At 72.6% G+C, this 21,919-nt stretch carries 17 protein-coding genes; 8 read left to right on the forward strand and 9 right to left on the reverse strand.

What is annotated here, in order from left to right; genetic code table 11:
* The first annotated feature begins 18 nt into the window (after positions 1 to 18).
* A complete protein-coding gene (locus tag NI26_RS03295) occupies positions 19 to 1,065 on the forward strand; it encodes a response regulator transcription factor (protein ID WP_066657774.1) in 1,047 nt (348 codons plus the stop codon).
* Positions 1,066 to 1,083: 18 nt separating this feature from the next.
* Here NI26_RS03295 and NI26_RS03300 read toward each other — a convergent pair whose 3' ends face one another.
* Positions 1,084 to 2,559, reverse strand: a complete 1,476-nt coding sequence (locus NI26_RS03300) for a glycosyltransferase family 2 protein (RefSeq protein WP_235426481.1) — start codon at positions 2,557 to 2,559, stop codon at positions 1,084 to 1,086.
* A gap of 119 nt (positions 2,560 to 2,678) precedes the next feature.
* On the opposite strand from NI26_RS03300, the gene NI26_RS16765 reads away from it, so the two are divergent.
* Positions 2,679 to 3,344, forward strand: coding sequence for a hypothetical protein (locus tag NI26_RS16765; RefSeq protein ID WP_066652340.1), 666 nt, complete (start codon positions 2,679 to 2,681; stop codon positions 3,342 to 3,344).
* 16 nt (positions 3,345 to 3,360) lie between these two features.
* On the opposite strand, the gene NI26_RS03310 is transcribed toward NI26_RS16765, so the two are convergent.
* Genes NI26_RS03310 through NI26_RS03320 form a run of 3 tightly spaced genes read right to left on the reverse strand, consistent with a single transcriptional unit; the run spans position 3,361 to position 7,423 of the window.
* Positions 3,361 to 4,053, reverse strand: a complete 693-nt coding sequence (locus NI26_RS03310; RefSeq protein WP_066652345.1) for a hypothetical protein — start codon at positions 4,051 to 4,053, stop codon at positions 3,361 to 3,363.
* Entirely contained in the window at positions 4,050 to 5,636 is a 1,587-nt protein-coding gene (locus tag NI26_RS03315; RefSeq protein WP_066652347.1) for a sensor histidine kinase, read from the reverse strand. Before NI26_RS03315 ends, NI26_RS03310 begins: the two co-directional genes overlap by 4 nt.
* A 47-nt stretch (positions 5,637 to 5,683) precedes the next feature.
* Positions 5,684 to 7,423, reverse strand: a complete 1,740-nt coding sequence (locus NI26_RS03320) for a discoidin domain-containing protein (RefSeq protein WP_066652349.1) — start codon at positions 7,421 to 7,423, stop codon at positions 5,684 to 5,686.
* A gap of 225 nt (positions 7,424 to 7,648) precedes the next feature.
* Here NI26_RS03320 and NI26_RS03325 point away from each other — a divergent pair, with 225 nt between their 5' ends.
* The 4 genes from NI26_RS03325 (at position 7,649) to NI26_RS03340 (ending at position 16,539) form a co-directional block, all read left to right on the forward strand.
* Positions 7,649 to 13,090: a discoidin domain-containing protein gene (locus NI26_RS03325; RefSeq protein ID WP_066652351.1), complete on the forward strand. Its 5,442-nt coding sequence runs from the start codon at positions 7,649 to 7,651 to the stop codon at positions 13,088 to 13,090.
* A 34-nt stretch (positions 13,091 to 13,124) separates the two neighbouring features.
* Positions 13,125 to 13,829, forward strand: a complete 705-nt coding sequence (mtnN, locus tag NI26_RS03330; protein WP_066652353.1) for a 5'-methylthioadenosine/S-adenosylhomocysteine nucleosidase — start codon at positions 13,125 to 13,127, stop codon at positions 13,827 to 13,829.
* Between the two features lie 444 nt (positions 13,830 to 14,273).
* Positions 14,274 to 16,223: a potassium transporter Kup gene (locus NI26_RS03335; RefSeq protein ID WP_081985211.1), complete on the forward strand. Its 1,950-nt coding sequence runs from the start codon at positions 14,274 to 14,276 to the stop codon at positions 16,221 to 16,223.
* Between the two features lie 100 nt (positions 16,224 to 16,323).
* Positions 16,324 to 16,539: a hypothetical protein gene (locus NI26_RS03340; protein ID WP_066652356.1), complete on the forward strand. Its 216-nt coding sequence runs from the start codon at positions 16,324 to 16,326 to the stop codon at positions 16,537 to 16,539.
* Between the two features lie 128 nt (positions 16,540 to 16,667).
* Here the strand turns inward: NI26_RS03340 and NI26_RS03345 are convergent, their stop codons facing one another.
* Positions 16,668 to 17,546 carry a DUF808 domain-containing protein gene (locus NI26_RS03345; RefSeq protein ID WP_066657781.1) on the reverse strand — a complete coding sequence of 293 codons (879 nt, stop codon included), beginning with the start codon at positions 17,544 to 17,546 and terminating at the stop codon, positions 16,668 to 16,670.
* Positions 17,547 to 17,841: 295 nt separating this feature from the next.
* On the opposite strand from NI26_RS03345, the gene NI26_RS03350 reads away from it, so the two are divergent.
* The gene (locus NI26_RS03350) at positions 17,842 to 18,654 is read left to right on the forward strand and encodes a glycoside hydrolase family 16 protein (protein ID WP_066652358.1); all 813 of its coding nucleotides are present in this window, start codon (positions 17,842 to 17,844) and stop codon (positions 18,652 to 18,654) included.
* 54 nt (positions 18,655 to 18,708) lie between these two features.
* Here NI26_RS03350 and NI26_RS03355 read toward each other — a convergent pair whose 3' ends face one another.
* On the reverse strand, positions 18,709 to 19,017 hold the full coding sequence (locus NI26_RS03355; protein WP_066652360.1) for a hypothetical protein: 309 nt from the start codon (positions 19,015 to 19,017) through the stop codon (positions 18,709 to 18,711).
* A 64-nt stretch (positions 19,018 to 19,081) separates the two neighbouring features.
* Between NI26_RS03355 and NI26_RS03360 the strand changes: the two genes are divergently transcribed.
* Positions 19,082 to 19,366 (forward strand): hypothetical protein, encoded by a 285-nt coding sequence (locus tag NI26_RS03360; protein WP_066652361.1) that lies wholly within the window; start codon positions 19,082 to 19,084, stop codon positions 19,364 to 19,366.
* Positions 19,367 to 19,372: 6 nt separating this feature from the next.
* Here NI26_RS03360 and NI26_RS03365 read toward each other — a convergent pair whose 3' ends face one another.
* The 3 genes from NI26_RS03365 to NI26_RS03375 form a co-directional block, all read right to left on the reverse strand.
* Complete coding sequence (locus NI26_RS03365) at positions 19,373 to 19,795, reverse strand: glyoxalase (protein ID WP_066652363.1); 423 nt, start codon at positions 19,793 to 19,795, stop codon at positions 19,373 to 19,375.
* Between the two features lie 256 nt (positions 19,796 to 20,051).
* Positions 20,052 to 21,074, reverse strand: a complete 1,023-nt coding sequence (locus tag NI26_RS03370) for a hypothetical protein (RefSeq protein ID WP_066652365.1) — start codon at positions 21,072 to 21,074, stop codon at positions 20,052 to 20,054.
* A gap of 182 nt (positions 21,075 to 21,256) precedes the next feature.
* Positions 21,257 to 21,847 (reverse strand): TetR/AcrR family transcriptional regulator, encoded by a 591-nt coding sequence (locus NI26_RS03375; protein WP_066652370.1) that lies wholly within the window; start codon positions 21,845 to 21,847, stop codon positions 21,257 to 21,259.
* Between the last annotated feature and the right edge of the window lie 72 nt (positions 21,848 to 21,919).

Consider the following 21,919-nt stretch of genomic DNA (forward strand, 5'->3'; position numbering starts at 1 on the left):
GGGGAGGGGGACAGCATCGTGGACGATTCCACGCAGGACCGGCGGGTGGCCGTGGTGATCGAGGACGACCTCGACATCCGGTACCTGCTCGAACAGGTGCTCGGGCAGGCGGGCTTCTCGACGATCAGCACCGGGAACGGTGAGGACGGAGTCCGGGCCGTCCTGGCCCACGAGCCGCTCGTGACGACGCTCGACGTGTCCCTGCCCGGCATCGACGGGTTCGAGGTCGCACGGCGGATCCGGGGGTCGAGCGGCACGTACATCGTCATGATCTCCGCGATGGGCGACGAGATCGACGTCCTCCAGGGTCTCGAGGCCGGTGCGGACGACTACCTGGTGAAGCCGTTCCGCCCGCGCGAGCTCCGGGCTCGTCTCGGAGCGATGCTCCGTCGGCCACGGACCATCGAGTCTGCGGGAGCCGACGCCGAGGGGACAGGTCCGATGGCGCCCGGGGACGTCCCCGTCCCGACTGCGTCCGCGTCGGCCGTGCTGTCGGTGGTCCCGGACCCCGGTGCCGCGCCCGCCGACGCTCCTCGGTCGTCCGGCGGTGCGGCCGCGCCGTCGTCCGGCGGTGCAGCCGCGCCGTCGTCCGGGGGTGCAGCCGCGCCGTCGTCCGGGGGTGCAGCCGCGTCGGAGGGCGCCGCCGTCGCGCGGGAGGGCGCTGCCGTCGTGCGGGACGACGCCGCGACGGAGGCCGAGACCACGTCCGACGGTGCGTCGTGGACGCGGCACAACGGACTCGCGATCGACCAGGAGGCGCGACTCGTCCAGGTGGACGGCGCTCCGGTCGAGCTGACCAAGACCGAGTTCGACCTGCTCGCGACGCTGGTCGAGTCCCGTCGGCGGGTGCGGTCGAAGGCGGACCTGGCGCTGGCCGTCCGCAACGACGCCTACGTCACGACCCACTACATCGGCGACGCCGACCGACGGAACGTCGAGGTGCACATGGCGAACCTCCGGCGCAAGCTCGCCGACGACCCGAACGCGCCACGGTTCGTCGTGACGGTCCGTGGCGTCGGCTACCGCCTCACCGGACCCGGCGACCCCGGGTTCGTTGCGGACTGACCCTCGGTACGGCATCCGTCAGACCTTGTAGCCGAACTGACGGCGCAGGAGCTTACCGACCATCCCGAGCGTCTGCAGCGCGGTGATCACGGCGAGTACGGGCCAGCCGAACCAGAGGACGGTCGACTGGGCGACGACGTCCAGCTGCAGCCAGCCGTAGACGGCAGCGGTCATCGCCAGCAGGACGATCGCGACCGGCGCGAGGTGCGCGTTGCCGGAGCCCCGCTCGGCCTTCGCCTGTTCCGCCCAGTTGTCGGTCTGCTTCTTGCTGGCGAACCGGGTCCACGCGCGCAGGAAGTGCCCGAGGCGGATCCACATGTAGATCTCGGCCGGAGCGACGAGCGCGGCGAACAGGACGTCCCGCCAGGTGCGCTGCTTCATCGATGCGACGACGCGCAGGTTCAGTGCCGCCGCGACGACCGGGGGGACGAGCCAGACCGGGCTGAAGACGAACGCGTGGATCGAGAGCGACGCCACGAGCAGCAGGACGAAGAGCACCCGCGTCAGGAAGTTCATCGCCATCGACGCGTGCTCGATCCAGCGCAGTCGCAGGTTCGGGTGGAACGGCTGTCCCTTCGTGTCGCCGCGCTGCCCCGGCCACATGAGTTCGATCGCACCGAAGTTCCACTTGACCTGCTGGGCGTCGAGGCCGCGCAGCGTGTGCATCCCGCCCACGTCGGCGCGGGCTCGCGCGCTGATCTTCGTCAGGTACCCGGCGCTCTTCACCTGCAGCGAGAGGAGGGAGTCCTCGACCTCACTGTCCTTCACCCACGGCGAGCCCTGGTGGTTCGCTTCCATGACCTCGTGCAGGGCTCGCATCGAGAAGATCGAGAACTGCCCGCCGAGCACCGCCATGTTGCGGCCCTTCAGCATGTTCTGCATGTTGAAGGCGGCGAACTGGGCGCGCTGACCCGCGATGAGGAACCGCTGCACCGGCCCGTGGAAGGGGCGGTCGTCGATGGAGTAGATCGCCGAGATCCCGCCGATGCGCGCGTCGGAGACGATCTCCTGGGCGAGCCACTCCACGGCGTCCGGGTGGGCGGTGGTGTCGCCGTCGACGCCGAGCATGTAGTCGCAGCCCTCGATGAGGCTGAAGCCGTAGTTGAGCGCTCCGACCTTCTTGTCGGGGTTCTCACCGATGTCGTGCACGTACACCTCGGTGCACTGCTCCACGCCGTCGCGCTCCACGCGGTGGGGACCGGCGTACTCGGCGGCCACGTCGAAGGTCGCGTCCGTGGTGTTGTTGATGACGACGTGCACGACGTCGGGGAGTCGGGTCTGCTGGAGGAGGGAACGGAGGACGTCGCCGATGCTCTCCTCCTCGTTGTAGGCCGGGATCACGCAGCCGATGGTCGGGCGGTACTCGGGCAGTGCGTCGAGGTCCTCGAGGACCGAGGCCGCGAGCTCGGGATCATGGCGACGGGTCCAGCGCGAGCGGTCGGTGGTGGACGCGATCGGCTGCGTGGTGCCGGTGGTGTGGGGAATGGTCGACACGGTCCTGCTCCTGGTCGTTCGGTCGGTGCTGCGGTTGCTCCGAGTCTCGTTCCGGTCCCTCTGGTCCAGCGCTACCATGACGCAGCGGAACCTCAAGATCCGCTCTGGACGGGGGCGTCATGGCAGGGAACGGCAAGGCCGCGGCGGGCAGGGGAGCGGCCGGCACAGCACTGGTCGTCGTCACGGGGCTCCTCCTGAGCGGGTGCGGTACCCCGCCGTGGGAGACCGCGGCATCGGCATCGGCATCGGCATCGGCATCGGCATCCGCGAGGTCGACCCCGCAGCGGTCGTCCGGCTCGGCGACGCCGGCTCCAACGGAGTCGGTCGCGGTCGGCGGGGACCTCGCGGCAGGCGCGGTCAGTCGGACGCTGACCGCCGGTGACCTGTCGGTCGACGTCCGGTACTGGTCCACGCTGCCGATGGACGAGTGGACGCCGGGGGCGGACAAGCCCCTCTCGATGTCGGTGACCACCCGCGGCGGCGGGAGCGACTCGGAGGTCCGGCTCGTCCGTGCCGCCGTCGCCGTCTTCTACCGGGACGGGTCCGGGGCGGACGTGACCGCCGCTGCGTCTCCCGCCGAGCAGTCGGACAGCCAGGGGTACGCCGTGGTGACGCCGCAGTCGTGGTCGGGCACGTTCGTGCTCGGTGCCGCGCCCGAGCGTGCCGCCCGGCTGCGTGCCGTCGTCACGCTCGTCCTCACCGAGACCCCGGTCGGGACCGGCGGTGCGACCGCGCAGCAGACCGCGACGGACACGCTCTCCGTCGACCTCGCACGCGCCGGGTGACACCGGCCCGCGGCGCTCACGTGCGTCCGTCGACCTCCAGGTCCTCGAGCCGGTAGCCGCGGTCGTCGGTCGACGTCGTCCCCCACGACGCGGTCGGCACGGTCGGCAGCCTGTCGGGCGGGAGCGTGGCGAGCGCGGCCTCGAGTCCGCCCCGCCAGTCAGCCAGGTCGCACTCGTCCTCCCGCACGAGGGTGACCACACGGTCGCGGTCCTCCGTCCAGAGCAGCGCGTCGGGCGGTACCACGGCGAGGAGCGCCCGTGCCAGTTCGGTGCGGGCGGCCTCGACGGCCGTGTGGCCGAACGCCGTGGCCAGCAGGTCGGCGTTCCCGAGGGTGACCGCGACGCGCACCACCGAGACCTGGTGGTAGTCCGCCCGGTCCAGCATGCGGCGAGCCGCGGTCAGCGCCTCGGTCCGCTGCGGGACGGATTCGTCCGTCGTCACGGTGGCGCCGCTCCGGACCCGCAGCACCGTGCAGAAGAGCGCCACGGTCAACAGCACGACGAGCCAGACGACGAGGACGCGGGTTGCCGGTCCCGCGAGCAGTGCTCCGCCGATGAGCACCAGGAAGGCGCCGACGATCGCGACCGCGACCTCGAGGGCGTCGCGGGGGACATCCGCGCGCCGGCCGCTCGACCGACGGGAGACGAGGACGGTGACGAGCAGACCGAACCCCCCTGCGATCGCGGTCCACAGCAGGAACGGGTTCATGCGTCCACCTCCGTCGATCCGGGGCCCGCGGTCGGGATCGTCATCGTGACGGTCGTCCCCTCGTCGAGCACGCTCACCACGGCGAGGTCGCCGCCGTGTCGGCGGGCGATCTGTCGGCAGATGGCGAGGCCGAGGCCGGTGCCGTGGATGCCGGTGCTCCGGACACGCTCGGCGCGGAAGAACCGCTCGAACAGGCGGTCCTGGTCGTCGTCGGCGATGCCGATACCGTCGTCGCGCACGATCACCCAGACCAGCTCGCCGACCGTGTGCGCTCCGACCTCGACCCAGCCGCCGTCACGGTTGTACTTCACTGCGTTGCTGATGAGGTTGTCGACGACCTGGCGCATCCGGAAGGCGTCCGCGATCGCCGGGACGGGTCGCTCGGTCGCGGTCGTCCGGAGCGTGACCCCCGCTGCACGTGCGGCCGGTCCCGCTGCCTCCACCGCTGCGTCGATCACCTCGAGCAGGTCGCACGGCGCGAGGACCAGGTCCACGCGCTCCTCGCGTGCCGCCTCGAGGATCCCGCCGACGAGTTCGACCAGCCGCTCCGCGTTCCGCGAGGCGACGTCCAGCATCCGCTCCGCGTCGGCGGGCAGTCCGTCGACCTCGCGCGCGAGCTCGACGGAGCCGAGCACCGCCGTGGTCGGGGTGCGGAGCTCGTGCGACACCGAGGCGACGAGGTCGTCCCGCGCCGCGAGGGCACGCCGTTCGGCGGTGACGTCGCGTGCGACCAGGACACCGCCCGTCCCGCCCTCGTCCGGGAGGACTCGGGTGCTGACCGTGTACGTCCTCGAGGAACCGTCGGGGCGTCGCACCGACACGATCTCCCCTTCGAACTCCGTGCCCTCGAGCGTCCGTCGGACCAGTTCGCCGGCGCCGGGTGCAGCGGTCGGGGCTGTCAGGTCGTCGAGCGCGGTCCGGCCCCTGCCGCGGTTCGTCACCGTCGTGCGCCCGCTGCCGTCGAAGGCCAGGACGTCGAAGTCGACCGAGTCGATGACCGCCCGGACGAGTTCCTCGCGCTCGCTCACTTCGCTGAGCCGCCGACGGAGGAGCGCCGCCTGGTCGTGGAGCAGGTCACGTTGCGCGCGGCTCCGGCGGGTGAGCGCGGCCGCGGTCCCGCTCACCGCCGCGATCACGAGCGGGAGCGACACCAGTCGTGCGGTGTCGTCGGCGTCGAGGACGTCCCATTCGCCGGGTGCGCCGATCCAGAGCAGTGCGACCGTGAACCCCGTCGTCACGGCGGCGCCTCGGAACCCGAAGGCGTAGCCGGCCCACAACGCCGGGAGGGTGAAGAGCGCGCTGACACCGATGGAGGGGACGTCACCGCGGATGAAGGCCACCGCCGCGACGTCGACGGCCAGGACCGCTGCGAACCACCGTGGGTCGGTCGCCGGCGGGGCTGCGGCGGTGAGCGCCAGGGCGACGAGCGGGAGCGCCGTACCGACCACCGTCAGCCCGGCGACGGACTCGCGCTCGACGACGAGCACGAACGCGACGACGGGCATGATGCCGGCGACGACGCCGAGCTGGTTGCGGAACGCACGCAGACCCGCGCGTTCGTCGCGGTCCGGACGGCTCCCCATGCGCACATGCTGTCACCCAGCGGCCGGTCGCGCAGCACGTCACGGGTTCAGCGCACGCGCACCGACGTCGTGCCGATGCCCGCGTTGCCGTGCCCGTCGAGGGCGTAGACGGTGATCTTCCACGCTCCCGGGGTCGTCGGGGCCGTGATGCGCAGGGTGCCGTCGGCGCCGCGGACGACGGGCGTCGGACGCTGGGTGCCGTTGCCGTCGAGGTACCGGCTCGACGTGGCAGCGCGCCACGTGACGGCGTCTCCGTCGGGGTCGGTCGTCGGGGCCGTGACCGTGAGTGTCGAACCCGGAGCGACACCGGACGACGGGGCCACGGTGGTGCTCCCCACGACGGGTGGTCGGTTGCCCGCGACCGTCCCCTGGTACGCCTGCTGCACGGCGTACCAGGACGCCCGCTTGAGGCCGCCGGTGCGCAGGTTCAACCACACCCCGGGCTCGTCGTCCTCGATGCCGTAGTGGAACATCGTCGCTCCGAGCGCGACCCCCGGTGCCGCCCGCACTGCACTCCACGCGTCGGTGTACGCCTGTGCTGCGGCGGCGTCCGTCGGCTGACGCGGGACGCCGTTCGCGTCGAGCGGGACCTCCCAGGAGCCCGCCGGTCCTGTCTCGGTGACGAGGTACGGCTTGGTGTACCCGCCGTCGCGCCACGCCTGCTGCACCCAGCCGATGCCGCCGTACGAGTTGACCGCGTAGAGGTCGAGGCTCGGCGTGTACCGGCGGTAGTAGCTCCAGGCACCGGTCCAGGCGTCCGTGGAGGTCACCGGGTGGGACGGGTCGACGCGGTGGATCGCCTGCACGACCCGCTCGACGTACCGGGCGTACGCGACCCGCTGCGCCTCGTCCTGGCCGAGCATGACCTCGTTGCCGACGTCCCACACGAGGACCCCGCCGTGGTCGCGGTACGTCGTCACGGTCCTCGTGATGCTCGCGAGCGTCGCGTCCATGGACGCGGAGTCGTGCACGTAGTCGACACCCTGGTCGAGCCAGAGCCCGGCGACGACCCGCATGCCCCGGGCACGCGCCGCGTCGAACAGCTGCGCCGAGGACGCATCGGTGCCCCAGGTGCGGACGGTGTTGACGCCCATGGCCGCGATGTCGTCCAGGTACGACGGCGCCTCGGCGTTCGACGGGCCGTACGTGACGCCCCGGACGAGCCAGGGCTTGCCGTCGACGGTGAGCTGCCAGTTGCCCTGCGAGCCCGTGACACGCACCCCGTCCGTCGGGGTCGGGGTCGGGGTCGGCGTCGCGCTCGGTGTGGTCGTCAGCGGCGTCCCGTAGACCCGGAACTCCCACAGTGAGTAGCCGTGGCCGGTCCCACGCTGCACACCGAGCATCCGGACGTACCGGCCCGTGCCGGACACCGTCTTGCGCTCGACGCCGCCCCTGCCGGACGAGGTGCTGGCGAGGGTGCGCCAGGTCTTCGCGTCCGACGAGACCTGGAGCCGGTACGCCTTCGCGTAGGCCGTCTCCCACCGCAGGTCGATCCGCTCGAGTCGCGCCGCCGCACCGAGGTCGACACGCAGCCACTGCGCGTCCGACCGCGCGCTCGCCCACCGGGTGCCCGCGCGTCCGTCGACCGCCATCTGCGGACCACGGGACGCGGCGTCGCTCGACGAGGCGACGGCCGGGCGGCCCTTCGAGAGCTGGGCGGGTGCGGCGCTCGCCGCCGGTGCCCGGACCGTCACCAGCACCACCGCGACCAGGACGACGGCGACCACGGTCGCGATGAGCCGGACGGCCGTCGTGGCGGTCCGGCCGTGGGTGGTGGTGACGCGCATCGGGCCCCTTCCGACCGAGACCCGGCAACCGTACGGAAGCCGTCGGAGCGGGTCAACGGGTGGACGCCACCCCAGTCCGAGGGGACGAGCAAGGCGGGCCGACGCCGTGCCTCCCAGGACGGATCCTCACTTCTCCTGACGTCCAGCGCGGGCCTGCCGACAGGGGTCCCTGCGACCCGACGCACGCCCCGCCGCCGAACCTCCGCCCCCGGAAGGGACCCCTCCGTGCACCTGGTCCGCACCGTCGTCGTCACGCTCCTGCTCGGCGGGCTCTCGCTCGCGCCCGTCGCCGCCGCGGACCTCGCGTCGGCGAGCACCCTCCCGACGGTCCTGCCGGACCCTGCCGCAGGGACCCTAGCCGCGGACCCGGCAGACCCGCCGGTCGACCGGGCCGTGGCATCCGCTCCCGGTGCTGCCGGCCCGCAGGTCGACGGCGTGCGCGTCGGGGCCGGCTCGTACGCGCCGACGCCGCCGGCGGAGATCGCGTCCGTCGCCGACGTGCGGAAGACCGTCGACCAGCACCTGTACGTCGACCCGTCGCAGGCGGGGAAGCCCGTCCCCACGAACCAGTGGTGGACCGACCTGCTCGTCAGCAGGTACTCGGGCGACATGTGGGCGTACCCGTTCGTGTCGTCGAACAGTGCGCAGGGGACGAAGGTGACCCTCCCGACGTCCTGGAACGCGGACGGCACCGCGATGCGGCTCGACGCGCCGGTCACCGTGGGCGGCACGGTCGACCCGACGCCGGACACCTCCGACCGGGTGCTCGCCGACTTCGAGGACGGTCTGCCCGACGGGTGGACCACGACCGGTGACGCCTTCGCCGGGACCTCGTCCGGGACCGCGTCGGGGCAGAGCGCCGTGTCCGGCTGGCTCGGTGGTGGGTTCGTCGACTCGTTCACCGACCGCGACGGCGACGGCGCGACCGGCACGCTCACCTCGCCGGGGTTCACGGTCGACCGGTCGACCCTCGCCTTCCTGGTCGGCGGGGGCCGACACCCGGGGGCCGAGGCTGTGCAGCTGCTCGTCGACGGCGCGGTGGTCGAGGAGGCGACCGGCGCGGACAGCGAGGAGCTGCGCTGGACGACGTGGGACGTCAGCGCGTACCGCGGACGGACGGCGCAGGTCCGGGTCGTCGACTCGCTCCGTGCCGGGTGGGCGCACGTCCTGGTCGACCAGGTGCTGCTCACGGACGCCCCGGACGGCATCGCGGAGCGCTTCACCACGGCGTTCTCCGCCGATCGGGCCGACGCCCTGCGCTGGGGCGACTGGAACGTGAGCTGGCGGATGCCGCAGGCCGGACCGGGCGGTCAGTACATGGACGTGACGAGCGTGCAGGGGTCGCCGTACGAGTGGTTCGAGTTCCACGGCATGACCCCGCGCATCACCCTGCAGGACGGCGCCGCGCTCACCGACGCCGACGGCCGCGGACTCACCGGGACGATCACGACCGACCGCTTCGAGATCCGGCAGGACGGGCACGTGTTCGGGGTGCACGCGCCCACCGGCACCACCTTCACCCGCTCCGGGAACGTGCTCGAGGCATCCGCGGGCACCCCCTTCCTCGTGCTCAGCGCGGTGCCCGAGCAGGGGCTGACGCTCGACGACCTGCACCGCACGGCCTTCGCCGTCCCGCGGGACACCCGGATGGACTACTCGTACGACCCCGCGGCGGGTCAGGTCGAGCAGCGGTGGTCGCTGCAGACCGACGTGCTGCAGGGCTCGGACCACGACACCGTCCAGGGTTGGCTGCAGCACCAGTACGCCGAGGCGACGCACGACCTGTCGTTCACCGGAGCCACGTACGCGACGCCGCGCGGCACGATGAGGACGACCGTCGGGCACGACGGCTGGACGCTGCGGTACGCCTTCAGCGGGCTGACCCCGATCGGCGCCGAGCCGACGAGCACGGGCGACGACCCGTACCGCGAGGAGGTCATGCGGCAGTACCTGTCGGACTACGCCGCGAAGGAGACCTACGGCGGCGACACCTACTGGGGCGGCAAGGACCTGCAGCAGCTCGGCGCGTACATGAGCGTCGCGGACCAGATCGGCGACACCGAGGACGCCGACCGGATGCGGGCGACCCTCGAGCGCGCACTCACGGACTGGTACACGTACAGCGAGGGCGAGCGGGAGCACTTCTTCGCGATGTACCCGACGTGGAAGGCCCTCATCGGGTTCGGCGACTCGTACGGGTCCGCCCAGTTCAACGACAACCACTTCCACTACGGCTACTTCACACTCGCGACCGCGCTGCTCGGACGGGCCGACCCCGAGTGGGCACAGCGGTACGGCGAGATGGCGACCCTCGTCGCGAAGCAGTACGCGAACTGGGACCGGGACGACGAGCGCTTCCCGCACTTCCGCACCTTCGGCGTGTGGACCGGTCACTCGAACGCCGGCGGTGTGTCCTCGCCGGGCGGCAACAACCAGGAGTCGTCGTCCGAGGCGATCCAGTCCGAGGCCGGGCTGTTCCTGCTCGGGTCGGTGCTCGGTGACGAGGACATGCAGGCAGCCGGTGCGGTGCAGTACGTCACCGAGCGTGCCGCCGTCCGCGACTACTACCAGAACGCCCACGGCAACCCGGCGTCGGCGGCGTACGACGGCGACGGCGCGTTCCCCGAGGCGTACGACGCCGGACAGGCCGGCATCCTCTTCGACTCCGGGCAGGCCGAGGCCACGTACTTCTCCGGCGACCCCGCGTGGATCTACGGGATCCAGTGGATGCCGACCGCGCCGTGGTTCACGTACTTCGGGTGGGACCCGGACTTCTCGAAGGCGATCATGCGGCAGATGATGGCAGCCCGGGGCGAGGTCGTCGGGCAGGACGGCGTCGTGGACGGCAACGCCGGGCACGTGCAGATGCTCACCAAGAAGTGGTGGGGCGTCGGCACCTACGGGGACGTCGCGATCACGCGGGACCGGTCGGCGGCGATCGGCGAGCTGCAGGACGCGATCCGGGCCGTGGAGCGGAACCACCCGGGGTACGTGACCGCGAAGACCGCGACGAACCCCCTGTACGACCGGTCGACGGACACGCTGTACGTCTCGGTCGACGACGACGGCTCCGTCGTGTTCCCGTCCCGGTGGTGGACACCCGAGGCCCTGCCGGCGGCACTCGTGCCCGCGCAGCTCGACGGCCCGACGGCGGACCGGCAGCCGGGGGACTGGCCGGAGTCGTCGCCGCTCCTGCCGTTCCTCGTCACCGACTACCGGGCGGACCCCGACACCATCGGCCGGCTGTACGGCGTCGACCTGACCCATCACCGCCCGGGCGCCGACACCGCCCGCGCGGCCGCCGTCTTCAGCGAGATGGGCGATGCACTCGGCAACGTCGTCCTCGGGTTCCTCGCCCAGTACGACCCGGACACCTACGCCGACGTCCACGCGGCGCTCTGGGAGGCGCAGGACCCGACCGTGACCGGACAGTCGATGGCCGGGATGGTCTACCACCAGGCGATGTCGAACCGCACCGTCGGGCTCGAGGTCACCGACCGCCACACGTCGAACCCGCTGAGCCAGGTGTTCCGCGCCGCCGACGGCACGTACTCCTACGTGATCGACAACGTCGACGACGTCCAGCGCACCTACGACGTGTACGCGGGGCAGCGGGTCGTCGGGCAGATCGCGGTGCCCGCACGGACGCAGATCACGTCGCACCTCGATGCCCGACTGGCGAAGGTCGTCGTCGGGACGACGGGCGACCCGCGCACGCTCGCCCCGGGCAGCACGACCGCGTTCACCGCGACCGGCTACGACCAGTACGGCGCGACCGTGCCGCTCGACGACGTGCGGTGGTCGACGAGTGCGGGGACGATCGACCAGGACGGCACCCTGCACGCGGGGGCCGCGGCGGACCAGGTGTCCGTGACCGCGACCGTCGGCACGGTCTCCGACGCGTACGACGTGCGTGTCGCACCGGCACCGGTGCTCACGGGCATCGCCGTGACGCCCGGCACCGCCCGTGCCGTGGTCGGCGAGCCGGTGACGTTCTCCGCCGAGGGGCGCGACCAGTACGGTGACCCGGCTCCGCTGCCCGCCGACGTCGCCTGGAGCACCACCGCTCCCGGCACGGTCACCGGTGACGGGACCCTGACCACCACCGCGCCCGGCGCAGGCTACGTCGTCGCGACGGTGGGCGACGTCGAGGCCGGCTGGGTCGAGGGCAGCGCCGTCGTGTCGTCGATCGCCTCGGTCCCGGTGGTCGAGGGGACCACCGCGACCGCGAGCTCGACCGACGGGGGCAACACCGCGGCGAAGGCCGTCGACGGGGACCCCGCCACCCGCTGGGAGAGCGCGCACGGCGTCGACACGGTGGACCTGACGCTCGACCTCGGGTCCGCGCGGGACGTCGACTCCGTCCGGGTCACGTGGGAGAACGCCGCGGCGGCACGGTACGTCGTGCAGGTGTCCGACACGGACGACGGCCCCTGGCGGAACGTCCGCACCGTCACGAACGTGGACGCGTCGGTGGACACCGTGCCGGTCGGCGCGACCGCCCGCTTCGTCCGGCTGCACATGACCGATCGCCTCACCCAGTACGGCTACTCGGTGTGGGACGTGCAGGTGACCGGGACACCGGCCACCGCCGACGTGGACGTGCGCGACCTGCTGGTCGCCCCGCGCAGCGTCACGGTGCTGCCCGGCTCCTCCGTCCGGCTCGCCGCGTACGGGTTCGACGCCGACGGCTACGGCGGTCTGCTGACCGGTGACGCCCAGCCCGTCTGGACCGCGGACGAGGGTGCGACGGTGAGCGCCTCGGGCACGGCGACCCTTCCGGACCGCGGCGGTGCCACCGCGACGGTCCGCGCGGTCCGTGGTGCGGCGACCGGGCAGGCCGTCCTCACGACCCTCGACCAGGGTGAGTCGCCCGCGGTCTCCCGCGACGTCGCCGTCGGCAAGCGGGTGACGACCTCGTCCGACGAGCGCGGGGACCTGTCGGGCGACGCCGCCGTCGACGACGACGACACCACCCGGTGGTCGAGCGCGGCTCGCGACGGCGAGTGGCTCGCCGTCGACCTCGGCTCGGTGCTGCCGCTCGACCGCGTCGAGGTCCTCTGGGAAACGGCTGCAGCGGCGTCGGACCACGTCGAGGTCCGCGACCGGGCATCCGACCCGTGGCGCACGGTCTCGACGACGGCCGAGGGACGGGGCGGGACGGAGACGCACGACCTCGACGGCGTCCGGGCCCGCTTCGTGCGCCTGGTGGCCGACTCGCGCACGACCCGGTACGGCGTCTCGGTGTGGTCGTTCCGGGTGTTCTCCACCGAGGGCACGCCGACGCCGGACCTCGCCCGGCGCGCCGCGGTCTCATCGTCCGGCGACGAGTCGGCAGGCACACCGGCGCGCCACGCGGTGGACGGGGACCCGGGCACGCGGTGGGCGAGCGAGCACCGGGACGATGCCCGGCTCGACGTCGACCTCGGTGCGCGCCACGAGGTGCACGAGGCGACGATCCGGTGGGAGGACGCGTACGGCCGCGCCTACCGCATCGAGGGTCGCGACGCGACGACCGGAGCGTGGACGACCATCGCCACCGTCACGAACGGCGACGGTGGCACCGACCGGGTCCCGCTGTCCGGTACGTGGCGGCAGATCCGGTTGCAGGGTGTCGACCGGGCGACGCCGTACGGGTACTCGACGTACGCCGTCGAGGTCCGGTGACGTCTCCCGAGCCGCTCCGTGCGAGGATCGGTCGGTGCAAGCAACGCCCGTCGCCGTCGTCATCGCCGCGATGACCGAGGAACTCTCCGCCGTCGCCACCCTGCTGGGGGGTGTCGTCATCGACGACGGGCCGGTGGGCGGACACGACGAACACCACCTGCTCGACGTCGGCGGATCGGTGGTCGCCCTCCGCCGCAGCGGCATCGGGTTCACGAACGCGACGGCCGCCGTCGCGCACTGCTTCCACGACTTCGGCACCGTCCCGGTGCTCAGCGTCGGGACCGCCGGCGGGCTCATGCGCGGCATCGAGATCGGTGACGTCGTCGTCGGCGAGCACTACGTGAACATCAACGCGGACGCGACGGCGTTCGGCTACGCGCTCGGGCAGGTCCCCGGGATGCCGCCGCAGTACGCGCCCGACTCCCGCATGCTCGCCCGCGCCGCCGCTGCTCGGACGCCGTACCGCATCCGATCCGCGACCATCGGCTCGAGCGAGGTCTTCGTCACCGAGGGGCGCGCCCGTGCGCTGCGCGAGGTCTTCCCCGCGGTCGCAGCGGTGGACATGGAGTCCGCGGCCATCGCGCAGTTCACGCACGTGCACGACATGCCGTTCCTGTCGATCCGTGGGATCAGCGACCTGTGCGCACCGGACGGCGACGAGTTCCGGGAGCACCTCGACGACGCGTCGGCACGCGCAGCGCGCGTGGCGCACGACGTGCTGCTCGACCTGGCGGCCTGAGGCGGCGACCACCAGCGACCGCCACCGCCCACCGGACGGGAGGCAGGGCACCCGTCGGTCCCGCGCCTCCCGTCCGTCGGTCGCCCGCGTCGGACGCGCGTGGCGGCAGACCGGGTGAGCGCCGGGTCAGCGACGCCGGCGGCTGGCGATCAGGCCGCCGAACACCAGGACGACCGCGATCACGAAGACGATCAGCTGGGCCGGTTGGAACCCGTCGAGGTCCATGGTGCACTCCTTCCGTGCGCGGGACGTCCGCGCTCGCATCGACCCGAACGGTAGGACGCGGTTCCTGTACGCGTCGAGGGGACGGGGTACGACTCCTGCACGACAGCCGGTCTCCGCACACTCGTGCACGGTTGGGCGCCAGCCGAGTGCCTCGACGCTCCGCCGGTGCGATGATGATCCGCGGCCGTCGCCCGGACGGCCCGGACGGAAGTGACGAGCGTGACCGAGACCCGCTCCCCGGCGCCGACGAGCGACACCGTCGACGACCCCTCGCACGGCCCGGCGAAGGGCATCGCAGCCCTCGCCCTCACCGCCCTCGGCGTCGTGTTCGGCGACATCGGCACCAGCCCGCTGTACGCCCTCCGCACGGTGTTCACCATCGACGGCGGCATCGTGAAGGCGAACCAGGAGGACGTCTACGGCGTCATCTCGATCATGTTCTGGAGCGTCACGATCGTCGTGTCGATCAAGTACGTGCTCGTGCTCATGCGCGCCGACAACGACGGCGAGGGCGGGGTCATGGCGCTCGCCGCACTGGCGCGCCGGCTCTACGCGAAGCGGCGCGGGGGCGCGACGGTCTTCCTGGTGATCGGCATCATCGGTGTCTCGCTCTTCTACGGCGACTCGGTCATCACCCCGGCCGTGTCCGTGCTCTCCGCGGTCGAGGGGCTCTCGACCGCGGCGCCGTCGCTCGAGCACCTCATCGTGCCGATCGCGGCCGTCATCCTCGTGCTGCTGTTCCTCGTGCAGCGGTTCGGCACCGGCAAGGTCGGCAACCTGTTCGGTCCGGTGATGCTGCTCTGGTTCGTGGTCATCGCCGCGGCCGGCGTCCCGCACATCGTCGCGCACCCCGGCGTGCTGCAGGGGCTCTCGCCGACCTGGGCGATCTCCTTCCTCGTCGCCCACCCGTACATCACGTTCGTGGCGATGGGCGCCGTCGTGCTCGTCATCACCGGGGCCGAGGCGCTGTACGCGGACATGGGCCACTTCGGCCGTCCGGCGATCCTCCGCGCCTGGTTCTTCGTGGTGTTCCCGGCGCTCGTGCTCAACTACCTCGGCCAGGCGTCGCTGGTGCTGCAGGACCCCTCGGCGGCGAAGGACCCGTTCTTCCTGCTCTTCCCGGACGCCCTGCAGATCCCGGTCGTCGTGCTCGCGACGATGGCCACGGTGATCGCGAGCCAGGCGGTCATCTCCGGCGCCTTCTCGCTCACACGCCAGGCCGTCCAGCTCGGGCTGCTGCCGCCCCTGACGATCCGGCAGACCTCGCGGGAGGAAGGCGGCCAGATCTACCTGCCGGCGGTCAACCTGCTGCTCTTCATCGGTGTCCTCGCGATCATGCTCGCCTTCCGGTCGTCGGCGAGCCTCGCCACCGCGTACGGGGTGTCGGTGACCGGCGCGCTGGTCGTGGACACGCTGCTGCTGCTCCTGGTCGTCAAGCCGCTCTGGCACTGGGCGACGTGGAAGCTCGTGCTGGCCGCGGTGGTCTTCGGCGGGCTCGAGCTGACCTTCCTGGCCGGCAACCTGTCGAAGATCGTGCACGGCGGTTGGGTCCCGCTGCTCATCGCCCTCGCGGTGATCACGCTGATGACGACCTGGCGTCGGGGACGGCAGCTCGTACAGGAGGAACGCAAGGAACGCGAGGGGTCGCTCGCCGAGTTCATCGAGCGCATCAACACGAAGCACGTCCCACGGGTCGAGGGCATCGCGATCTTCCCGCACCCCAACAAGGAGACGACCCCGCTGGCGCTCCGCGCGAACGTCGAGCACAACCACGTGGTGCACCGGACCGTGATCATCGTCTCGGTGCTCACCGCGAACGTGCCGCACGTGCCGCACGCCAGGGCGTTCTTCCGCGACGACCTCGGGTACGAGGACGACGGCATCGACCACATCACGGTGAAGTTCGGGTTCTCCGACGACCAGGACCTGCCACGGGCACTGCACGCCGCGTGCCTGGCCGAGGTGCTCGACGTCGATCCGGAGGCGATCGCCGGGGCGTCGTACTTCATCTCGCGCGGTGCGCTCCGACCGCAGGCCGGCAACCGCGGCATGGCGCGCTGGCGGAAGAAGCTCTTCGTCGGGTTGGCGCACAACGCGGCCGATCCGGCAGCGCGCTTCGGGCTGCCGGCACAGCGCACGGTGACGATGGGCAGCGACGTCGAGCTCTGAGCGCCGTCCGTGCGGCTGAGCACCGTCCAGGCGGACGGCGTAGCGTCCGACGGGTCGTTCCGCCACCCGGGCTCCTGCGGCACCGAACGGAAGCCGCACCATGGCACACCGGAACGACCTCACCTGGCGTCAGGACAGCGACGCCTCCTGGTCGGCGTGGGCCGACGGCCGCGTGCTGGCCCGCATCACGCTCCAGCGGCAGTACGAGCTCGAGTCCGAGGACGGATCGGTGCGCGGGTCGCACAGCGCCCTCGGCAGTGCGCAGGCGCAGCTCGAGGCCTGGTACCAGTGGGAGACCGCGGTCGGCGACGCCTGAGGCCCCTGTCCCTCGGCCGGACCGGGCCGCCGCAGCACTCCGCCCGGTCGCGGTGACGACCTGCCGGCCACGTCCACAGCGCGCCAGGAGGACCGCGCGGACCGTGCCGTCGGGGGAGCCCGGCCGGGTCAGTGTGCGCGGCCCCGCAGGCGACCGACCCCGAGCACGATGCCGACCACGACCATGCCGAGCACGAGCCCGACCACGGCCGACACCGCGGTGTCGACGATCCACGTGACGACCGGGCCGGCGGCCTCGACCGCGTGCTCGACGACGTGCAGCAGTTCCTGCGGGCCCGCCCAGAACGTCTCCGCCAGGTTCGCGATCACCAGGTGCCCACCGACCCAGAGCATGGCGACCGTGCCGACGATGCTGATGACCCGGAACACCGTCGGCATCGCGCGCACGATCCGCGCACCGGCACGGCGGGTCCGCCGGGAGTCGTTCTTCATCATCTGCAGGCCGATGTCGTCGACCTTCACCAGGAGCGCCACGGCGCCGTAGACCAGGGCCGTCATCCCGAGCCCGATCAGCGCGAGGGCACCGACCTTCGGCCAGAAGTCGAGCCCGGTGTCCAGGCTCGACAGGGCGATGAGCATGATCTCGGTGCTGAGGACGAGGTCGGTGCGCACGGCGCCGAAGACGAGCTTGGGCTCCGTGGTCGGCTGCGCGTCGCCGGCGGCCTCGTGGTGCACACCGAACCACTCGGTGACCTTCTCGGCACCCTCGAAGCACAGGTACGTGCCGCCGATGACGAGCAGCCACGGCAGCACCCACGGGGCGAACGCCGACAGCAGCAGCGCCAACGGGATGATGATGACGAACTTGTTGAAGAGGCTGCCGAGCGCGATGCGCCCGACGACGGGGAGTTCGCGCGCCGGTTGCAGTCCCTGGACGTACTGCGGAGTGACCGCCGCGTCGTCGATCACGACCCCCGCGGTCTTCGCGCTGGCCTTGAGGGCCGCGGAGAGGATGTCGTCCACCACGGCGAGCAACCCGACTGACATGTCGCTCACCCTACTGGAGCGGTCACCGGCGTCCGTCCCGCGCCCTCCCACCGGCCGGCGCTTCCCCCAGATCGGGGTACGTGCGACGGCGGGTCCGCGCCGACATCCGCGAAGCGGCGCGCAGTCAGACCGTTCTGCTCGCGCGAACGGGGTACGCCGCTGGGGGTTGCCTGGCAGCCGCCCGTCGTTCCACTGACGGCAGCCCTTCCCGAGCCGACACAGCAGGGCACACCGAGCACCACCACCACGGTCCGCCGACGCCACCCACGTCGGCGCCCACAGGCAGGAGCGCCCCTTGCAGTCCTCGATCGTCGCAGCCCTCACCGTCGCCGTGCTCGCAGTCGGCGCGGTCGCCGATGTCTCGGCTCCCCCCTCCGCGTCCGCCGCACCGACGTCGACCACGACGACCTCCGCCCCGAGGGGCGCCGTCGTGTCGAACGGTCGGACCTGGAAGCAGACCTACCGGCAGGACTTCGCCACGGCCGCGCCGGCCGGCGGGGTCGCCGCGAAGTACCCGGGCATGGGCCTGTACGACGGGTTCTCCGACACGAGCGGTCAGGGGCGCTACACGCCGTCGAAGGTGCTGAGCGTGCAGAACGGTGCGCTCGACTTCTGGCTGCGGGCCGACCGCGGTCAGCCGCTCGCCGCGGCCGTCATGCCCGACGGCTACGCGCCGCACCGCACCGGCCGCGTCTCGATCCGCTACAAGACCACGAAGACCCCCGGGTACAAGTTCGTCGTGATCCTGTGGCCGTCGAGCGACCGGTGGAACGAGGGCGAGATCGACTGGCCCGAAGCGGCCCTCGGCGCGAAGCCCCGACCCGCGTCGGCCGTCCCGGGCAGCCTGCGGAACGGCGCCATGACCTTCCAGCCGGAGCGTGAGACCTTCGCGGCCACCGACACGAGCAGCTACCACGTCGCCACCACCGAGTGGGACAGCAAGGTGGTCCGCTTCTACTGGGACGGCAAGCTGGTCGCGTCGACGACGAAGGCCGTGCCGACGAAGCCGATGCGGGTCACGCTGCAGGCCGAGACCGACACCGGTGGGCGCGTGCCGGCGGGCGCCTCGGGGCACGTGAGCGTCGACTGGATCGCGATCTACGACTGACGGGAGGCGCGGTGCCGGTGAGCGGGACCGCCCACCGGCACCGCGCCTCCGGGCTCAGCCTGCGGTGCGACGGGCGGTCAGCCGACCGCGGCCCAGTGGCAGTGCGCCGCTGCGGTAGGCGAAGCCGTCGGCATCGCCGACCGTGCCGCTGGCGGTGCCGAAGTGCCACAGGCGGTTGAAGCAGGAGACGCCGATCCGGGTCGACCCGTCGTCGGCGACCGCCCACGTGCCGGTGCCCCACTGGGCCGGGTGACCGACGCCGTCGATCGTCACCGTCGGTCGGGCTCCCCAGGTCAGCAGGGGGCGACCGAGGTCGAGGGTGATCCGGCGCTTCGTCGTGCCGGACGGCTGCGGGGTGTCCATGCGGTCAGGGTACGGGCGTCGGCACCCTGAACGCGCCCGGGCGGCCGTCCGTAGGATCCGCTGCATGGCTGACTTCACCGCTGCACAGGCCGCCGTCGTCCGGATCGAGCGCGCGGAGGAGGGCCGGTGGGACCTCACCCTCGTCAGCGACTCCGGCGTCCGGATGGGGCACGGCGTGCACCTCCCCGACGCTGCGTCCGACGATGCCGAGGACGAGCGGGTCGCAGCCCTCGACTTCGTGCGCGGGTACGGGTTCCGCTTCGAGGCCGACGCCGTCGTCACGGACGGCCCGGACGCGTTCTGGGCGCCGTTGCTCCCGCTCGGGTCCGACGAGCACCCGACGGACTGAGGCTGGTCAGTCCTGGTCGTCGAGCGCTGACCGTTCGAACCCGATCAACCAGGTCACCCCGAACGCGTCGCGCACCGTTCCGTCCCAGTCGCCCCACGGCCGCTCCTGGAGGTCGTCGACCACCGTGCCGTCGGAGGCCAGGTCCACGAACCACCGCCGGAGCACCTCGGGCCGGGCGCTCCCGAGCAGGGCGAACAACAAGCCGGAGACCGCGAGCGCGGTGTCGTCGGGGCCGGTGTCGGCGGCGAAGAGCCGGACCGGGCCGACGAGCTCGCCGTGCGCCACGGCGCCGGGCGGCCCGTCCTCGCGAGCGGCCTCCTCGTACGAGGTGACGCGGACGTCGCCGCCGAAGACCTGCTGCCAGCGGGCGAGCGCCGTGCGGGCGGTGCCGGGGAGCAGGAGGTACGGGGTCGGGGCTGTGCCGTCCATGGGCTGACCGTACTCCGGTGCTCGCAGGCGGGCCCCCTTCGGCCTCCCTGTCCGTGGTCGACGTGAGATGCCGGCGTCGTGCCGAGACGCCGGCGTCGTGCCGAGACGCCGCCGTCGTGCCGAGACGCCGGTGTCGTGCCGAGACGCCGCCGAAGAGGACGGCGTCTCGCGCGATCGGGGGCGTCTCGCGGTGACGCCGGCGTCTCGGACCCGTCCGGCACGGCGAAACGCCGGCGTCTCGGGCCGGCCGCCCGGCTCAGGCGCGGTGCCGCGTCCGACGCGCCCGGCGCAGTCCGACCACGGCCGTGCCGAGCGTGAGGAGCGCCACGGCCCAGCCGATCGGCACGGCGGCATCGGCCCCGGTCCAGGCGAGCTCGCCGGCGGTGTCCGCGACGGAGCGGGCGCTCGACGGACCACCGTCCGGGTCCTGCCCGACCCGGGCTGCGGTGGTGGCGTCTCCCTCGGGAGCGGTCGCCGCCCGTCCGCCGGTCACCCGCACCGGGAACGTGGTCGCGGTGCCGTCGACCGACACCCGGACGGTCTGCGACGCCGCACCGGTGAAGGTCACCGTGACGGTCCCGTCGGCGCGGTCGACCCGGTCGGCGTCGTCGCTCGCACGGACCTCGGCGTCCTCGGCGACCGCCACCGTGTTGCCGAACCGGTCGGTCGTCCACGGTTCGAGCGTGAGGGAGCCGCCGAGCGCCACGCCCAGCGGATCCGGGTAGACCCGGCCGTCGGCACCGACCCAGGTGTACGTCCCGTCCGACGCGGCGGGGACGGTGCGGACGACCACGCCGACGCCGGTGGCGGCAGCGGGCAGGACGGTCCAGCGCACCCAGTGCTCCGCGGAGCCGACCGCGGTCGTCGCGGTGACCCGCACGGTGGCGGTGCCCGCGTGGGTCGGGGTGCCGGAGAGCACACCGTGGGCGAAGGTCAGCCCGTCGTCCGGGTGGGCCGTGGCGCCGTCCGCGGTGGTGAGCGAGTACGTGGCTCCGTCGGCGTCCCGTGCGCGCAGGTCGGCGGAGGACGGTTCGCCGGCCCGGACGGTCGGGAGCACCTGGGGGGAGGACTCGCTGGTGGCCGCTGCCCAGGACGGCACGTCCGCTGTCGTCGGCGGGGTGACCGGTGTCGGCGACGACGACGCTGTCGACGCCGACACCGGCTGGGTGGCGCCCCGGGCCGTGGCGGCCGGCAGGACGCCGAGTGCGGCGGCGACCAGCACGGCGGCAGCCGCTGCGGTGGTGCGCGCTGCGGACCGAGCGCTCGGGACGTGGTGCATGGTGCTCCTCGCGGATCCCCGGAGCGTCGGGAGACCGCGCCGGGACCGGTCGTCGGGTACGTCCGGTGCCGCGAGCGTAGGCGGCGAGGAACCTTCGCGGACGATCGGTTGCGGCTTCCCGAAGGGACCCTGTGGAACCCCGCAGCGCCGTGCGGCACCGTGCGTCGCACCGCGGGCGCGGATCAGGACGCGGCGATCGCGCCCATCTCGGCGACGACGGTGCGGAGCTTCACCGCGAGCTCGTCGCTGTCACCGACGGTGTCGCGGTGCGCGACCTCGGACAGCGCGGACAGCACGAGTCCGACGGCCGTGCGAGCGGTCTGCTCGTCGGTGCGCGACGACACCGTGGCGAGGAGCGACTGCCGCGACTCGGCCATCCACTGCATGACCATCGGTGCCATCTCGGGTCGGAGCACGAGGAGCTCCTTCATCCGGCGGCGGTCCTGGGAGAGCGGGACGGTCGCGGCGATCAGGACGCACAGGTCGTCGACGAGTCGGCCGTCCGCCTCGGCGAAGCGCGTGGCCGCCCACTCCGGCACCTCGACGGTGTCGAGACCGAGCGCCGCGTGCGCCTTCGACGTGAAGTAGTTGAAGAAGGTCCGCGGGGAGACGTCGGCGTCGCTGCAGATCTGCTCGACGGTGACGCCGTCGAGACCGTGCTCGGAGACGAGCGTCAGGGCGGCGTCGTGGAGCGCCTGCCGGGTCTGCTGCTTCTTCCGCTCGCGCAACGTGCACGGTGCGGTGACCGGCTCCGGTGCTGCTGTGGTGCTCACGTGCACTCCTGTGGTGCTGGGCGGCCACCGTGTGCTGCGGTGGGCCGGGTCGTCTGCGCCGGACGGGTCCGG

Origin of the sequence: Curtobacterium sp. MR_MD2014, assembly GCF_000772085.1 — a bacterium.
GTDB lineage: Bacteria > Actinomycetota > Actinomycetes > Actinomycetales > Microbacteriaceae > Curtobacterium.

Bases quoted from the DNA above. Each gene is read 5' to 3' on its own strand.
- NI26_RS16765 (WP_066652340.1), top strand. From the start codon at position 2,679: ATGGCAGGGAACGGCAAGGCCGCGGCGGGCAGGGGAGCGGCCGGCACA.
- NI26_RS03310 (WP_066652345.1), bottom strand. From the start codon at position 4,053: ATGAACCCGTTCCTGCTGTGGACCGCGATCGCAGGGGGGTTCGGTCTG.
- NI26_RS03315 (WP_066652347.1), bottom strand. From the start codon at position 5,636: ATGGGGAGCCGTCCGGACCGCGACGAACGCGCGGGTCTGCGTGCGTTC.
- NI26_RS03320 (WP_066652349.1), bottom strand. From the start codon at position 7,423: ATGCGCGTCACCACCACCCACGGCCGGACCGCCACGACGGCCGTCCGG.
- NI26_RS03340 (WP_066652356.1), top strand. From the start codon at position 16,324: ATGGCACACCGGAACGACCTCACCTGGCGTCAGGACAGCGACGCCTCC.
- NI26_RS03345 (WP_066657781.1), bottom strand. From the start codon at position 17,546: ATGTCAGTCGGGTTGCTCGCCGTGGTGGACGACATCCTCTCCGCGGCC.
- NI26_RS03355 (WP_066652360.1), bottom strand. From the start codon at position 19,017: ATGGACACCCCGCAGCCGTCCGGCACGACGAAGCGCCGGATCACCCTC.
- NI26_RS03360 (WP_066652361.1), top strand. From the start codon at position 19,082: ATGGCTGACTTCACCGCTGCACAGGCCGCCGTCGTCCGGATCGAGCGC.
- NI26_RS03365 (WP_066652363.1), bottom strand. From the start codon at position 19,795: ATGGACGGCACAGCCCCGACCCCGTACCTCCTGCTCCCCGGCACCGCC.
- NI26_RS03370 (WP_066652365.1), bottom strand. From the start codon at position 21,074: ATGCACCACGTCCCGAGCGCTCGGTCCGCAGCGCGCACCACCGCAGCG.